Source organism: Streptomyces sp. DvalAA-43 (assembly GCF_900091725.1).
Classification (GTDB): domain Bacteria; phylum Actinomycetota; class Actinomycetes; order Streptomycetales; family Streptomycetaceae; genus Streptomyces; species Streptomyces pulveraceus.
This window is the reverse complement of the sequence record NZ_FMBW01000044.1, coordinates 25,948-41,902: the sequence shown is the minus strand read 5'-3', so window position 1 is coordinate 41,902 and position 15,955 is coordinate 25,948. Positions and strand designations below refer to the sequence as shown.

Annotated in this window: 12 protein-coding genes; 8 read left to right on the top strand and 4 right to left on the bottom strand. The window is 71.1% G+C overall.

Annotated features, from left to right (window positions below):
- Positions 1-164: 164 nt before the first annotated feature.
- On the top strand, positions 165-569 hold the full coding sequence (locus GA0115234_RS16930; protein WP_093542499.1) for an ATP-binding protein: 405 nt from the start codon (positions 165-167) through the stop codon (positions 567-569).
- Positions 566-922 carry a hypothetical protein gene (locus GA0115234_RS41840; RefSeq protein WP_141718430.1) on the top strand — a complete coding sequence of 119 codons (357 nt, stop codon included), beginning with the start codon at positions 566-568 and terminating at the stop codon, positions 920-922. The genes GA0115234_RS16930 and GA0115234_RS41840 overlap by 4 nt, the downstream gene beginning before the upstream one ends.
- On the opposite strand, the gene GA0115234_RS16925 is transcribed toward GA0115234_RS41840, so the two are convergent.
- Both GA0115234_RS16925 and GA0115234_RS16920 read right to left on the bottom strand, forming a co-directional pair.
- A complete protein-coding gene (locus tag GA0115234_RS16925) occupies positions 867-1,787 on the bottom strand; it encodes a hypothetical protein (protein ID WP_093542497.1) in 921 nt (306 codons plus the stop codon). The two genes, GA0115234_RS41840 and GA0115234_RS16925, sit on opposite strands and share 56 nt — an antisense overlap.
- A 122-nt stretch (positions 1,788-1,909) precedes the next feature.
- The gene (locus GA0115234_RS16920) at positions 1,910-2,779 is read right to left on the bottom strand and encodes a LysR family transcriptional regulator (RefSeq protein ID WP_093542494.1); all 870 of its coding nucleotides are present in this window, start codon (positions 2,777-2,779) and stop codon (positions 1,910-1,912) included.
- Between the two features lie 117 nt (positions 2,780-2,896).
- Here GA0115234_RS16920 and GA0115234_RS16915 point away from each other — a divergent pair, with 117 nt between their 5' ends.
- Positions 2,897-3,496: a short chain dehydrogenase gene (locus tag GA0115234_RS16915; protein ID WP_093542492.1), complete on the top strand. Its 600-nt coding sequence runs from the start codon at positions 2,897-2,899 to the stop codon at positions 3,494-3,496.
- Between the two features lie 396 nt (positions 3,497-3,892).
- Here the strand turns inward: GA0115234_RS16915 and GA0115234_RS16910 are convergent, their stop codons facing one another.
- A complete protein-coding gene (locus GA0115234_RS16910; protein WP_093542490.1) occupies positions 3,893-4,870 on the bottom strand; it encodes an ArsR/SmtB family transcription factor in 978 nt (325 codons plus the stop codon).
- A 61-nt stretch (positions 4,871-4,931) separates the two neighbouring features.
- On the opposite strand from GA0115234_RS16910, the gene GA0115234_RS16905 reads away from it, so the two are divergent.
- The gene (locus GA0115234_RS16905; RefSeq protein WP_107405788.1) at positions 4,932-6,221 is read left to right on the top strand and encodes an MFS transporter; all 1,290 of its coding nucleotides are present in this window, start codon (positions 4,932-4,934) and stop codon (positions 6,219-6,221) included.
- 26 nt (positions 6,222-6,247) lie between these two features.
- Here the strand turns inward: GA0115234_RS16905 and GA0115234_RS16900 are convergent, their stop codons facing one another.
- On the bottom strand, positions 6,248-6,895 hold the full coding sequence (locus GA0115234_RS16900; protein WP_093542488.1) for a mycothiol-dependent nitroreductase Rv2466c family protein: 648 nt from the start codon (positions 6,893-6,895) through the stop codon (positions 6,248-6,250).
- A gap of 131 nt (positions 6,896-7,026) precedes the next feature.
- Between GA0115234_RS16900 and pepN the strand changes: the two genes are divergently transcribed.
- The 4 genes from pepN (at position 7,027) to GA0115234_RS16880 (ending at position 15,855) form a co-directional block, all read left to right on the top strand.
- On the top strand, positions 7,027-9,648 hold the full coding sequence (gene pepN, locus GA0115234_RS16895) for an aminopeptidase N (protein ID WP_093542486.1): 2,622 nt from the start codon (positions 7,027-7,029) through the stop codon (positions 9,646-9,648).
- A gap of 304 nt (positions 9,649-9,952) precedes the next feature.
- Positions 9,953-11,035: a hypothetical protein gene (locus GA0115234_RS16890; protein ID WP_093542484.1), complete on the top strand. Its 1,083-nt coding sequence runs from the start codon at positions 9,953-9,955 to the stop codon at positions 11,033-11,035.
- A gap of 288 nt (positions 11,036-11,323) precedes the next feature.
- The gene (locus GA0115234_RS16885; protein ID WP_176729185.1) at positions 11,324-14,635 is read left to right on the top strand and encodes a S8 family serine peptidase; all 3,312 of its coding nucleotides are present in this window, start codon (positions 11,324-11,326) and stop codon (positions 14,633-14,635) included.
- A gap of 191 nt (positions 14,636-14,826) precedes the next feature.
- Positions 14,827-15,855 (top strand): aspartate-semialdehyde dehydrogenase, encoded by a 1,029-nt coding sequence (locus GA0115234_RS16880; protein WP_093542482.1) that lies wholly within the window; start codon positions 14,827-14,829, stop codon positions 15,853-15,855.
- The last annotated feature ends 100 nt before the right edge of the window (positions 15,856-15,955 follow it).

Here is a 15,955-nt window from a genome sequence, read left to right as displayed (position 1 = left end):
GCGCTAGCGACTTGACCCTCGCGAGTGAATGCAAGCTTGCACCTGCGACTCGCTTGCCTTTCGTCAGAACCTACCTCTAGCGTGGCTTGCGTCACACCGTGCTGCTGAAGCGGCGCACTCCGTGACCATGAATCCGCCTGCCCACCCACGACCTTGGGGGACCCATGTCCGGGCGCACGCACACCAAGAGATTCCGGGCACGCAGGGACTCCGTCCCCGCCGCCCGACGCCACGTCGAGAGCGTCCTGACCGAGTGGAAACTCGGCGGACTCATCGACGAAACCACCCTCCTCGCCAGCGAGTTGAGCACCAACGCCGTGATCCACGCCAAAGGGACCGGCGACTACTTCGAGCTCGCCTTACGCCGTCGCGGCGGCACACTCGCGCTGGAGGTCTCCGACTCGTACCAGTGGCGGATGCCCGAACTCCGCACCCCCACGCTGGACGACCTCTCCGGCCGGGGACTGGTCATCGTGGACGCGGTCGCGGCGAAGTGGGGCGTACGGCCGCGCGACCCCGGCAAGACCGTCTGGGTCCATCTGGCCATCGGTCAAGCGGAGTTGACGTGAGGCGGCCTCTCCGGACCGCCTGGCGGTGCGAGGTCACGGTCGACGGGCTGCTCGTACGGGCCGAGCCCGCCACCACTCCCACGCAGGCACTGATCTGGATGCGGGTCTCCGTACGGACCCTGCTCTACGGGTTCGACGCGGAGGACCGCGACCGTACCTTCCGCTGGCTCGACCACGGTCAGTGGGAGGCGGTCATACGGCTCAGGGCCGGCGAGCCGTACGCCTACACCGCACGCGCGGGCGGACGGGTCGTGGACTGGTACGCGCGGCCCGTGCGGGCCCTGCCCGTGGCCACCGTCACCGCGATTCCGTGTCGAGGGAATCCCCGATGTGGGACAGGACGGACCAGATGATCGCCTTCCGGCAGTTGCTCAGGCCCTTGCCCTCGATGTACAGGGTGTTGTCCCCGCCGACCCGGTAGTTCTTCCGGCGGCCGTCCGCCCTCAGATTGAGGCCCTCCATGCGGCGCCGCAGATGGGGAACGGTGATGGCGACCTGGTCGTCGTCCACGGTCAGTCGGGTCACCTCGTCCCACGGGATCTCGTCGGCCGCGCCCTTGACGTGCAGGTACGTACCGCCGATCTCGAAGGGGTCGTACCGGAGCCTGCCGCCCTCGGTGGCCAGTTCGCGCAGATCGTGCCGTACGCGCGCCTCGACGACGCGGTCGATGATGCCGCCGAACATCGGTGTCAGGCTGCCCGGGGAACGCAGGAACGTGCGCAGGAGGCCCGCGCCGGTGTCGGTCAGGAAGTAGTTGCCGGACAGTACGCGGGCGCCCTGGCCGGTCGCCGTCCAGAGCCGCGCGACGATCTTGTCCGAGACCGGCCGGGATGACCCGCCGACGTACGTGACCTCGCGGGAGAGGACGACGTCCTCGAAGTCCTGCCAGCGGTGCGCCCACCGCACCTTGCGTCGCCCCCGGTAGACGATTCCGTCCTCGTGCAGGACCAGCCAGGAGGCGAGCGAGTGGGTCAGCTCGTACACGCCCCAGACGAACAGCAGGAGGCATATGACGTCGAATATGAGGTGCCCGGTGCCCGGCACGGCGTCGGGTACGCCGCCGAAGAGCAGGAAGGCGACGACCGGGAGGACGGTCAGGCCGAGTTTGCCCATGGTCGGGCGTTCCCGGTAGCGCGCGAGGACGGACCCCAGCTCGGCCGGATCGACCGATCGCCGCCGTTCGTCGTTCCCGTTGCCCGGATCCGCCATGGCCCCCATCCCGTTCTCCCGTCGAATCCCACTGCTTCCAGGGCGAGTTCGGGTTCCCTTTGGCACACGCCCCTTCGGCGCCGTGCCGCAGCCTAGCCCCGCCCGGCCGAGGCTTCGGGATCAGGCCACGGCTAGGCGCCGCTCACCACGTCCCGGACCGCCGCGAGGAACTCCTCTGTCCGTGGATGCGTGGAGTGGGCGGGGCGGGCCAGGTAGACCGTGGAGGCAGGGGCGTCGGCGACCGGGACGAAGCGGACGCCCGGGTGGCCGTGGCTCTCCGCCGTGCCCGCCGCGCCCAGGCCGAACGCACCGCCTGCGGCGATGAGGTTCAGCCACTCGTCCACGTTGCCCACCTCGACCGTCCGGGCCGGGCGCTGGCCCGAGGGCCACAGGTCCGGCGAGGCGGTGCCGGTGTCCGGCCACAGGGCCAGCGGGAGATCCTGGTCGGCGGTGAGTTCGGCCAGCAGCACCCGGTCCCTGCCCGCGAGCGGGTGGTCGTCGGGCAGGGTCGCGACCCGGTCCTCCGTGTAGAGGGCCTCGGTACGGATGCGCGGGTCCGCGGGAACCGTACGAAGCACCGCCACATCGGTGTCCCCGGTGGCGAGGCCCGCGGTGCTGTTGTCCTGCCGGACCACCTCAAGTGCGGTGTGCGGATGCGTACGACGCCAGGTCCGGAGCAGCGGGACGGTCTGCTGCCCGAGCACCGCGCAGGTGTAGCCGAGTCGCAGAGGGCGGGAAACCGTCCGGGTGTCCGCGAGGGCCGCGTCCAGGTGGGCGAGGATCGCCCGCCCGTGGCCGAGCAAGGTCGTCCCGGCTGCCGTGAGGGCGAGGTGCCGGGTGGAACGATCGACGAGCCGGACACCGACGCGGGCTTCCAGCTGGACGAGCGTGCGGGAGAGTGCGGGCTGTGTCATGTGCAGCCGGGCCGCCGCGGCGGTGATGGTGCCCGCCTCGGCCACCGCGCTCAGCGCTCTGAGGTGGCGCAGTTCCACATCATCCATGCCTGTGGAGCATAGCCCCTGACCAAGTGGCATTTCCGGGCATGCGGGCATGGTCCGTAGCGTCGTGGGTGCCCGGGTGGTCCCCGGGAGTTCCCGATAGGTGATGGATGGTGTGTTGTGAGGATTCTTCTGGTCGGCGCGGGCGGAACGCTCGGCGGTGCGGTACGCCAGGCGCTCGCGGCCCGCGGGCACGAGGTGATCGGCGTGGGCCGTACGGGCGGAGACCTGGTGGCCGATGTCACCGACCCGGAGGCGGTGGCCCGGCTGTACACGGAATCCGGTCCGCTGGACGCGGTCGCGGTCGCGGCGGGCGACGCCGTGTTCAAGCCGCTGCGTGAGCTGACCACCGACGACTTCGCGGCGACGTTCCGCGGCAAGGCGCTGAGCCAGGTGGAGTTGGTCCGTCAGGGCGCCCGGCACGTAGCCACGACCGGCTCGTTCACTCTGGTCAGCGGGGTCCTCACCGAGGAGCCCATCGTGGCGGGAGCGGCCGCGTCCGCGGCGAACGGTGCGGTCGAGGCGTTCGTACGGGCCGCCGCGATCGAACTCCCGCCCCAGCGGATCAACGCGGTCAGCCCGACGGTGGCCGAGGAGTCCCTGCCCTCCTACGGGCCGTTCTTCTCCGGCATGGAGGCGGTCCCGGCGGCCCGTGTGGCAACGGCGTACGTCCGCTCGATCGAGGGCGCGCAGACGGGGCAGATCTACAGGGTCCGCTAGCCGGTCGAGGTCGTCGCCGTACGCCGACCGCCCGGGGCAGCGGGACGCGAGGATGGGTGCTCATCCGTTGAACGCACGAGCACAGGAGGAGTGGCCCATGCTTGCTGTCACGGTGGGAGTGATCGTTGCGGGCTTCGGGGTCTGCCTCTCGGCGAACCTGTGGAACCTCGCAGATCGACTCTTTCCCTACTATTCCTCTCGCGGTGCAATGAGAGGCGCTACAGCTGGGACGTTTCGTCTGGTAGGGGGCGGCGCCGTTCTGGTCGGGCTTTTCTGGATCGCGACGGCACCGTCCGAAGCGCTTTAGGCCGTCGCCTGCGTGGCGAGACGGCGAGGGCGGCCGAGAACGGTGGCAGAGCCGACCAGGGTACGGAAGTGTTCGGCTCTGCAAGCCCCTCAGCCGCCTCGCTCCGCCCCCACCAGCACATCCCCCGCCTCCGTGCGGAAGTACAGGACCGAGCGGCCTGATCGGCGGCGGTCCGCCAGGCCCGCGTCGAGGAGGATCTTGAGGTGGCGGCCGACCGAGCCGAGGGCCTGGCCGGTCAGGGCGACCAGTTGGGTGGTGCTCTTCGGGCCGGCGAGGAGGACCAGAACCGATGCCCGTCCCGGGCCGAGGAGGCGGGACAGACTGTCCGGGACCCGGGTCCGGTCCGCGTCGGCCAGGGTGCCGGAGCAGGGGTAGACGACCGCGTACCGCTGGGCCTCGTCGTCCCAGGAGACCCAGCCCGAGCGCTGGGTGACCGGGACGAACAGCAGCCGTACGCCGGAGAGTCGCTTCGGGGGGTAGTCGTGCGCGTTGATCTGGAGGCGGCTCCCGCCCAGCCACCGCATCCCCGGGCGCAGACCGCTCAGGGCGGCCGCCCAGCCGCCCTGGCTCAGCTGTCCGGTCCGCGCGACGATGTCCGCCTCGATGATCCGGCGGCGGCGCGGCCAGTCCGGCAGCACGGTGTGCCGCCAGACCCAGTCCAGGACGTCGGCGGCGTGCTGTGCCAGGTCGTCGCGGTCCAGGAGCGGGGGGAGGGGGCTGCCGCCGAGCGAGACCGCCAGGTCCGAGCGGGCACGCTCCGGGGTGGTCGACCGGATGGGGGCCAGCTCCTCCTCGAAGGCCGGGGTGCCCTCGCCCGTGGGCGTCGGGGTGATGAAGTCCGCGTTCCAGCTGCCGCCGAGCGCCGCCGGTACGAGAAGGGCCGCGACCGGGTCGGCGGTCTGCCGGGCGCGGTAGGCGGGCAGATGGGTGTCGAGCCAGGTCCGTTCGCCGGGGTGCTCGGGGCGGGCCCGCTCCAGGGCGTTCAGGGCGGAGATGGTCTCGGCGAGCGGCGAGACGACGAACCGGCTCCCGGCCAGCGTGTCCGCGTTGATCTGCCACGTACCCATGAGGTTTCGCCTCCGCGCGAAACTTTAACGGTTCTCCCGAACCGCCGCCGAGACTCCCCGCATGCGCACCTACCGAGAACTCTTCCGTACGCCGCAGTTCGGGCCGCTCTTCGCGACCAGTGCCGTTCAGGTGGCCGGATCGACGATGAGCGGGCTGGCCCTCGGCACCCTCGTCTACGCCGCGACCGACTCGCCGCTGCTCGCCGCCCTGTCCATGTTCGGCTCCTCGCTCGCCCAGGTGCTCGGGGCGACCGTGCTGATGTCGGCGGCGGACCGGCTGCCGCCGAGGGCCGCGACGACCGGTCTGGCGCTCGCCTTCGGACTGGCCACCGCCGCCCTCGCCGTTCCCGGGCTCCCGCTGCCGGTGGTCTTCGCGATCATCCTGGCCGAGGGGGTGGTCGCGGCCGTGGGCGGCGGTGTGCGGTACGGGCTGCTCAATGAGGTGCTGCCCAAGGACGGTTATCTGCTGGGGCGTTCCGTACTGAACATGTGCTCCGGCCTGATGCAGATCGGCGGGTTCGCGCTCGGCGGGCTCCTGGTGGCGACGCTGTCCGCGCGCGGCACGCTGCTGGTCGCCGCCGGGCTGTACCTGACGGGCGCGGTGGTCGCCCGGTTCGGGCTGGTGCGCCGGCCGCCACGCGCCGCCGGGCGGCCGTCGGCCGCCGAGACCTGGCGGATCAACGCCGTGCTGTGGTCGTCGGGTCCGCGCCGCCGGGTCTATCTGGCGCTCTGGGTGCCGAACGGGCTGATCGTCGGCTGCGAGTCGCTCTTCGTCCCGTACTCCCCCGAGCACGCCGGGCTTCTCTTCGGCTTCGCGGCGCTGGGGATGCTCATCGGGGACACGGTGGCGGGCCGGTTCGTCGCACGGCACCGGCGGGGGCGGCTGGCCACGCCGCTCCAGCTGCTCCTGGCCATCCCGTATCTGCTCTTCGCCGCGCGCCCGGCGCTGCCTCTGGCGTACGCCCTGGCGGTGCTCGCCTCGGTCGGGTTCTCGGCGAGCCTGCTGTACCAGGAGCGGCTGATGGCCCTGACCCCGGACGAGTACACCGGTCAGGCGCTCGGCCTGCACTCCTCGGGGATGCTCACCATGCAGGGCGTCGCGGCGACGCTGGCGGGCGCCATCGCCCAGCGGACCTCCCCGGCGGCGGCGATGACCGTGATGGCGGCGGCCTCGGTCGCGGTCACCCTGGCCCTGACAGCGGCCGGGCGCCGGGCAGCGGGGGCGGTGGAAGCCGCGGGGGCCACGGAAGCGGTGGATAGCCTTGCGCCGCATGGGACTTCGGAAGCGGTGGACAGCCTTGCGGTCCCGAGGGCTTCGGGCGCGGAGGACGGTGCGGGTCCCGTCGGCTGACGGGGCCCGCACCGCGGTCCCGCAGGTCAGTCGAAGATCGGGCCCTGGGTCCGGGTCCGCTTGATCTCGTAGAAGCCGGGGATCGACGCCACCAGCAGCGTGCCGTCCCACAGCTTCGCCGCCTCCTCGCCCTTCGGGGCGGGGGTGACGACCGGGCCGAAGAAGGCGATCTGCTCGCCGTCCGGGCCCGGCACGGCGATGACCGGGGTGCCGACGTCCTGGCCGACCTTGTCGATGCCCTCCTTGTGGGAGGCGCGCAGCTCGGTGTCGTACGCGTCCGAGTCCGCGAAGTCCGCCAGCTCGACGGGCAGGCCGACGTCCTGGAGCGCGCCCACGACCGCCTCGCGGGTGGCGCCCTCGCCCTTGTTGTGGAAGCGGGTGCCGAGCGCGGTGTAGAGGGGGCCGACGACGTCGTCGCCGTGCTTCTGCTGGGCGGCCACGACGACACGGACCGGGCCCCAGCCCTTCTCCAGCAGCTCGCGGTACTCCTCGGGGAGCTCGTCGAGTTTGTCCTCGTTGAGGACGGAAAGGCTCATCACGTGCCAGCGGACCTCGACGTCGCGGACCTTCTCCACCTCCAGCATCCAGCGGGAGGTCATCCAGGCCCAGGGACAGAGCGGGTCGAACCAGAAATCGACAGGGGTCTTGCCGGTCGCCGTGCTGTTGTCGGACATGTCTCTCCTCGTAAGAGCGCTCGCATCTGTGCGCAGAACGTTCCCGGGCGCCCCGGCCATTCCCGCATGCCGGGCCGAGTGGTGGCATGGGAGGATCAAACTATTCGAACGTGACACAAAGGAGTGTGCCCGTGCCCGGTGAGAACCTGTCGCGCGACGAGGCCCGCGCAAGGGCCGAGCTGCTGACCGTCGACGGTTACGAGGTCGAACTCGATCTTCGTTCCGCCGTCGGTGGGCCCGACGGGGACGGGGACGCCGCCGCCGGTCCACGGACCTTCCGCTCGGTGACGACGATCCGGTTCCGCAACGCGCGGGCGGGGGCGTCGACCTTCGCGGATCTGGTGGCACCGGCCGTGACCGCGGTGACGCTGAACGGCCGGCCGCTCGACCCCGCCGCCGTATTCGACGGCACGCGGGTGGCGCTGGACGCGCTGCCGGAGGGCGAGAACGTCCTGGTGGTCGACGCGCAGTGCGCGTACAGCCGGACCGGCGAGGGCATGCACCGCTTCGTCGACCCGGAGGACGGCGAGGTCTACCTCTACACGCAGTACGAGCCGGCCGACTCGCGGCGCGTCTTCACCAACTTCGAGCAGCCCGATCTGAAGGCCCCCTTCCGCTTCCAGGTGACGGCGCCCGAGGGCTGGACGGTCTGGAGCAACGGGGCGGAGGAGTCCCGGGACGGCGGGGTCTGGCGGTTCGCCGAGACGAAGCCGATCTCCACGTACATCACGGCGGTCGTCGCCGGTCCGTACCACTACGTGACGGACTCCTACAGCCGTACGTTCGAGGACGGCACGACGCTGGAGATCCCGCTCGGCGCGATGTGCCGCAAGGGGCTCGCCCGGCACTTCGACGCGGACGACCTCTTCCTGATCACCAAGCAGGGCCTGGACTTCTTCCACGACAACTTCGACTACCCGTACCCGTTCGGCAAGTACGACCAGGCGTTCGTGCCCGAGTACAACCTCGGCGCGATGGAGAACCCGGGCTGTGTCACGTTCCGCGAGGAGTACATCTTCCGCGGCAAGGTGACGCAGGCCGCCTACGAGAGCCGTGCCAACGTCATCCTGCACGAGATGGCGCACATGTGGTTCGGCGACCTCGTCACCATGCAGTGGTGGGACGACCTGTGGCTGAAGGAGTCCTTCGCCGACTTCATGGGTGTCTTCGCGATGGTCGAGTCGACCCGGTTCGAGGACGGCTGGATCACCTTCGCCAACAACCGCAAGGCCTGGGCGTACCGCGCCGACCAGCTGCCGTCCACACACCCGGTCACGGCCGACATCCGTGACCTGGAGGACGCCAAGCTCAACTTCGACGGCATCACCTACGCCAAGGGCGCCTCGGTCCTGAAGCAGCTGGTGGCGTACGCGGGACGGGAGGCGTTCCTGGAGGGCGCCCGGCGCTACTTCAAGAAGCACGCCTACGGCAATACGCAGCTGGGCGATCTGCTGTCCGTGCTGGCCGAGACGTCCGGGCGCGACATGACCGCCTGGTCGCGGTCGTGGCTGCAGACCGCGGGCGTCAACTCGCTGACGCCGGTCGTGACGTACGACGCGGCGGACCGGATCACGGAGCTGGCGGTCCTCCAGGAGGCGGCCGAGTCCTACCCGGAGCTGCGGCCGCACCGGGTCGCGGTCGGCCTGTACCGGCGCACCCCCGACGGAGACCTGGTGCGCTACGCGCGCGCCGAGGCGGACGTGGCGGGGCCGCGCACGGTGATCGAGGAGCTGGCGGGGGCCGAGCGGCCCGAGCTGATCCTGGTCAACGACGACGACCTCACGTACTGCAAGGTCCGCTTCGACGAGGTGTCGCTGGCCACGCTGCGGGCCCACCTCGGCGACATCACGGACCCGCTCGCCCGTGCGCTGTGCTGGTCGGCGCTGTGGAGCCTGACCCGGGACGGGCTGATGCCGGCCCGCGACTTCGTCTCCCTCTTCCTGGACTTCGCGGGCCGGGAGACCGAGATCGGCGTGCTGCAGATGCTGCACACCTGGGTCCAGATCGCGCTCGTGCAGTACGCGGCGCCCGAGTGGCGCAAGGAGGGCGGCCGGGCACTGTCCGAGGGCGCGCTGCGGGAGCTGCGGGTCGCCGAGCCGGGCGGCGAGCACCAGCTGGCGTGGGCGCGGTTCTTCGCGGCGGTGGCCGATGCGGACACGGACTTCCAGCTGCTGTCCGGGCTGCTGGACGGCACGGCCCGGATCGACGGGCTCGATGTCGACCAGGAGCTGCGGTGGGCGTTCCTGTCCCCGCTGGCCTCGCACGGCGTGGCCGACGAGTCGGTGATCGACGCCGAGCTGGCCCGCGACGACACGGCGTCCGGCAAGCGGCACCAGGTGCGGTGCCTGGCCTCGCGGCCCTCCGCCGCGGTGAAGGCGCAGGCCTGGGCGGGCGTCGTGGAGTCGGAGGCGCTGTCCAACGCCCTGGTGGAGGCGACGATCGCGGGCTTCGCCCAGTCGTCGCAGCGGGAGCTGCTGGCGCCGTACACGGACACGTACTTCGAGGCGATCGAGCGGGTCTGGGCCGAGCGGTCGATCCAGATCGGGATGGCCGTGGTGCGGGGCCTGTTCCCGGCCCTTCAGGACGACCCGTCGACGCTGGCCGCGACGGACGCGTGGCTGACCGCCCACGAGGACGCGGCGCCGGCGCTGCGCAGGCTGGTGCTGGAGGCCCGGGACGAACTGGCGCGGGCGCTGCGGGCGCAGACGTGCGACGCGGGCGCGGGCGCGGCGGAGGCCGCGGCCGGGATCTGACACGGGCGCGGGGCGGGGACAGGGACGGAGGAGGGAGCGGTGGCGGTGGCCGGGGCCGGTGGTCCCGGCGCCGCCTCCGCGTCGTCCCTGCACCGCCTCCGCGCTGTCCCCGCCTCGTCCCTGCGCTGCCCCCGCGCCGTTCCCGCCCCCACGCCGCCCCGGCTCGTTCGGCCTTGGCGGAAGGTGGCGGAGACGGGCCTTTTCGGTCGTCGAACGTGCGTACTTTAGGACGGCGTTGTCCTGAATTGTCGACGAGCGTGTAACAAGGGTTAGCTCCGCGACGGCATGCGGGATACCCCGGAACATGACCCAGAACACCCCGCTCTCCCCGCCCTCCCCCTGCCACCCCCGTCTCACCGGCGACATCCGTCAACGCGTGCTGTCCACCGCACAGTTGAGGGCGCGGGGCGTGTCCGCCGCGGCGGCCGCCGCGCACTGCCGGGCCGGGGGGCCGTGGCAGCAGCCGCTGCCCGGTGTGTACGTCCTGCACCCGGAGCCGCCGACCGGTGAGGAGCGGCTGCGCTCCGCCCTGCTGTACGCCGGCCGGGCACCGGCCTCCGGCCGCCGGGGCGTGCCGGCCCAGCCGGAACGGGAGACCGGCCCGGAGTCCGGGTACGGCGAGGCCATGATCACCGGGCTCTCCGCGCTCGCCCTGTACGGGTTCGCCGCCGCGCCGCCCACGTCGGCGGCCGGCATCGACGTACTGGTGCCGCGCACCCGGCGACTGCGCTCGGTCGGGTACGTCCGGCTGGTGCGCTCCCCCGGAACGCCCCGCGCCGAGCAGGTGGACGGCCTGCCGGTGGCCCCCGTGGAGCGGGCGCTCGCGGACGCGGTCGCCGGGCTCACGGACCCCCTGGCCGTACGCGGGCTGCTCATCGAGGCGGTGCGCGGCGGGTACTGCGAACCGGCCACCGTCGTACGCGAGTTGAGCCGCGCCAAGCTGCTGGGCCTGCCACAGGTGGTGCGGGCCGTCGATTCGTTCCTCGCCGAGGGGCGGGCGGTGGCGGAGGGCCGGCTGTACGACATGGTGCGGACGTACGGCCTGCCGGAGCCGCTGTGGAACGTGGATCTGAGGCTGCCCGGCGGTCCCTGCCTCGGCGGCGTGGACGCCTACTGGCCCGAGCAGGCGGTGGCCGTGGAGCTCGACGCCAGGGCGCCGCTGCACGGCGGGCCCGACGGCGGCGGGCGCCGGGAGGAGCACGAGGCCGGGCGGCCCGGGTACGCCGCGGAGCGGGAGCATCTGGAGCGGCTCGGTGTCACCGTCGTCCGCCTCGCGCCGAGGGGGCTCCGCGACGCGAGCGAGCAGCAGGCGGTCGTGGTGCGTACGGCGCTGATGGCGGCGGCCGACCGCGAACCGGCGGCGTATGTGACGGTCCTGCCCCGCTGAGAGCGACGGATCCGGCCACGGACGTCATGGACCTCACGGATGCCCGTGGGACTCACGGGCCTCACGGGCGCCATGAACGTCACGGACATCACGGATATCACGGGCGTCATGAACGTCACGGGCGTCACTTATCCTCCGCTTCATCCCCGGTGGCACATCGCCCCCGGTGGCGGAAGTCCGCCATGTCCACATCCAGTCCCCTTCAACTCTCCACAAACCCCTGTCATTTACGAAAGGGTGAGCGGTCATCCGGTACCGAATTCCGGACTCTCTCTTTCATATCCAGGGATGCTGATGACCACCGAGTCCTCCAGTTCCATACCCGGGGCGAGACGCGCGGCCCGGGTCGCGGCTGCCGCCGGCCTGGTGGCCGCGCTGGCCGCCACCGGCGCCGCCCCCGTCTTCGCCGACGACACTCCTGCCCCGGCTCCGGTCAAGTCCACCGCCAAGGACGCCACGGCCGACAAGCTCGGCACCAACGACGAGCAGCTTCTGGCCAAGGCCCAGGCCGAGGGCGAGAAGAACATCACGATGATGGTCGCCACCGCTCCCGGTGCGACCGCGCAGGTCACCAAGCAGCTGAGCGCCGTCAAGGGCTCGGTGCTGGGACGTGCGTACGACAAGCTCGGCTACGTACGGGCCACCGTGCCCACCGCGACCGCCGAGGCGACCATCAAGGCGGCCTCCAGGCTGTCGTCCGTCCACGGCATCGATCTCAAGCAGGAGATCAAGCTGGACGACCCGACGCCCGCCGCCGACCGGGCGGCCGGTGCCAAGACCAAGGCCAGGTCGACCGGCTCCTACCCGGCGCCCGGCAAGAAGACCCCGGCGAAGAACCCGTACAACCCGTCCTTCGAGACGGGCGCGGTCGACTTCGTCCAGCAGCACCCGAAGGCCGACGGCCGCGGGGTGACCATCGGCATCCTCGACTCGGGTGTCGACCTCGGCCACCCGGCGCTGCAGAAGACCTCCACCGGCGCCCGCAAGATCGTCGACTGGGTGACCGCGACCGACCCGGTCAGTGACGGCGACGGCACCTGGCTGCGGATGACGGACGCCGTGACCGGCCCGACGTTCACGTACAAGGGCCGAACGTACAAGGCGCCCAAGGGCGACTACCGGATCAAGCTGTTCGCCGAGGCCGCCACCAAGGGCGGCGACATGAAGGGCGACCTGAACCGGGACGGCGACACCACCGATGTGTGGGCCGTGCTCTACGACCCGGTCACCGGAGCCGTCCGCGTCGACCTGAACGACGACGCCGACTTCACCAACGACACCGCCCTGAAGCCGTACAAGGAGAAGCACCAGGTCTCCTACTTCGGCAAGGACGACCCGCGGACCGACGTCGCCGAGCGCATCCCGTTCACCGTCGAGTCGCGCAAGAACGTCGTCTACAACGCCGCCGGTGACACCTCCGACTACGTCAACATCGGCGTCATCGAGAGCGAGCACGGCACCCACGTCGCGGGCATCACCGCCGCGAACGGCCTGTTCGGCGGCAAGATGAACGGCGCCGCGCCCGGCGCCAAGATCGTCTCCTCGCGTGCCTGCACCTGGGACGGCGGCTGCACCAACATCGCGCTCACCGAGGGCATGATCGACCTCGTCGTGAACCGCGGCGTCGATGTCGTCAACATGTCGATCGGCGGCCTGCCGCCGCTGAACGACGGCAACAACGCCCGTTCCGAGCTCTACAAGCGGCTCATCGACATCTACGGCGTCCAGCTGGTCATCTCGGCCGGCAACGACGGCCCGGGTGTCAACACCATCGGTGACCCCGGCCTCGCCGACCACGTCATCTCCGTCGGCGCGTCGATCTCCAAGGAGACCTGGGCCGCCAACTACGGCTCGAACGTCACCAAGAAGTACGACATGCTGCCCTTCTCCTCGCGCGGTCCGCGTGAGGACGGCGGCTTCGCGCCGATCCTGACGGCCCCGGGTGCGGCCATCAACACCACCCAGACCTGGCTGCCGGGCGGCCCGGTCAAGGAGTCCGGCTACGACCTGCCGGCCGGCTACTCCATGCTCCAGGGCACCTCGATGGCCTCTCCGCAGGCCGCGGGCGCGACCGCGCTGCTGCTGTCGGCCGCGAAGCAGAAGCACATCGAGCTGCCGCCCGCCGATCTGCGCACCGCACTGACCAGCACCGCCACCCACATCAAGGACGTGCCCGCGCACGCCCAGGGCTCCGGTCTGATCGACATCGTCGGCGCCTGGAAGCAGATCGAGAAGCAGGGCGCCCCGGCGCACGAGTACTCGGTGAAGGCCCCGGTCGACACCGCGATCGACTTCGCGCTGAAGACCCCCGGCTTCGGCACCGGCCTGTACGACCGCGAGGGCGGTCTCAAGGCCGGCCAGACGAAGACGTACGACGTCACGGTCACCCGCACCACGGGCCCGGACAAGGCCGTCAAGCACAAGCTGTCGTGGAAGAACAACGACGGCACCTTCAAGCTGGTCGGCCCGGCCACCGTCGCCCTGCCGCTGGACAAGCCCGTGACCGTCAAGGTCCAGGCGAAGCCGGGCAGCGCGGGTGTGCACAGCGCGATCCTGAAGGTGGACGACAGCAAGACCTCCGGTGTGGACCAGCAGATCCTCACCACGGTCGTCGTCTCCACGAAGCTGGTGAAGCCCGCCTACGCGTTCAAGGCGTCCGACTCGGTGCAGCGCAACAGCAGCAAGTCGTACTTCCTGACCGTCCCGGAGGGCGCCAAGACCCTTGAGGTCGCGATGAGCGCGCTGCGCTCGGGCAGCCAGACCCGCTTCATCTCGATCCACCCGTACGGGGTGCAGATGGAGGACAGCTCCACGATCTTCTGCTACCCGAACTACGAGAACCCGACCAACACCTGCCGCCCCGACGTGCGCTCCTACAAGGACCCGCAGCCGGGCGTCTGGGAGATCGAGGTCGAGGCACGCCGTACGTCGCCGCTGCTGGACAACCCGTACAAGCTGGATGTCTCGCTGCTCGGCGCCACCTTCGACCCGGCGGTGCAGACCATCGCCGAGGCGAAGATCGGCACCCCCGCGTCGGTGACCTGGAAGGCCACCAACAACGCCGGTGACCTGGCCGGCTCGCTCAAGGGCGGCTCGCTGGGCTCGGCCAAGGTCGACAAGCCGTCGATCAAGACGGGCGACGAGCAGCAGTACACGGTCACCATCGGTGAGGGCGTCGAGAAGCTGGACGTCGCGATCGGCGGTACGTCGGACGCCAACGCCGACCTGGACCTGTACGTCTACCGGGGCGACGCCGAGGTGGGCAAGTCCACCACGGCCGGTTCCGAGGAGTCGGTCAGCCTGGCGAAGCCCGCCGCCGGTACGTACACCGTCGTGATCGACGGCTACGACGTCCCGGCCGGGACCACCACGTACGACTACCGCGACGTGTACTACGCACCGTCGCTCGGCACGATCAAGGTCGACGAGTCGAAGGCCGTGAACCTGGCCAACGGCGCCTCCGCCCAGATCACCGCCGCGGTCTCGGTCGCCGGGGCGGCCCCCGAGGGCCGGCAGTTCTTCGGCGAGGTGCACCTGGTGAACGGCCGCGGCACCGCCGCGGGCACCGGCAGCGTCGTGATCGAGAAGGTCACGCCGTAACGGCCACCATGTGATCCGTACGACAGGTACGGCGGTGGGGCGGGCGCTCGACGGAGCTCCCGCCCCACCGCCATGTGTCCGGCCGGGCGGGCACTGTCCGTACCGCGGACAATGGATTGGACAAGAAAGCCGTGGACATACGCATCATGGAGCGGCAACCGTCTCAGTTCGTACTGTTCGAAGGAGTCCCTGTGAAGGTCGGAATCGTCGGCGCCACCGGTCAGGTCGGCACAGTCATGCGCAGCATCCTGGCCGAGCGGAAGTTCCCGGCCGACGAGCTGCGGCTGTTCGCCTCCGCGCGCTCCGCGGGCTCGACGATCGAGTGGCAGGGCCGGGAGATCACCGTCGAGGACGCCTCGACGGCCGACTACACCGGGCTGGACATCGTGCTGTTCTCGGCCGGTGGCGCGACGTCGAAGGCGCTCGCCGAGAAGGTCGCCTCGCAGGGCGCCGTCGTGATCGACAACTCCTCCGCCTGGCGCAGGGACCCCGAGGTCCCGCTCGTCGTCTCCGAGGTCAACCCGCACGCGATCGCCGACCGGCCCAAGGGCATCATCGCCAACCCGAACTGCACCACGATGGCCGCCATGCCCGTGCTGCGCCCGCTGCACGACGAGGCCGGGCTCGAAGCCCTGGTCGTCGCCAGCTACCAGGCGGTGTCCGGCTCCGGACTGGCCGGTGTCGCCGAGCTGCACGGCCAGGCGTCCAAGGTCGTCGCCGACGCCGACAAGCTCACCCACGACGGCGGGGCCGTCGAGTTCCCCGAGCCGGGCGTCTACAAGCGTCCGATCGCCTTCAACGTGCTGCCGCTGGCCGGTTCGATCGTGGACGACGGCTCCTTCGAGACCGACGAGGAGCAGAAGCTCCGCAACGAGTCCCGCAAGATCCTGGAGATCCCGGAGCTGAAGGTGTCCGGCACCTGCGTCCGGGTGCCGGTCTTCACCGGTCACTCGCTCCAGATCAACGCCCGTTTCGCCCGCCCGCTCGGCGTCGAGCGCGCTTACGAGCTGCTGAAGGACGCGCCCGGCGTCGAGATCTCCGAGATCCCCACGCCGCTCCAGGCGGCGGGCGAGGACGTCTCGTTCGTCGGCCGGATCCGGGCCGACGAGACCGTGGAGAACGGCCTCGCGCTCTTCGTCTCCGGCGACAACCTGCGCAAGGGCGCGGCGCTGAACGCGGTGCAGATCGCGGAGCTGGTCGCGGCGGAGCTGAACGGCTGACGCCGGACGGACACGGAAACGGAAAGGGCGGCCACCGGGGTGCGGTGGCCGCCCTTTCGTACGCTTCCGGCCACCGCCGCCCGGGACCCCCGCCGGAGCG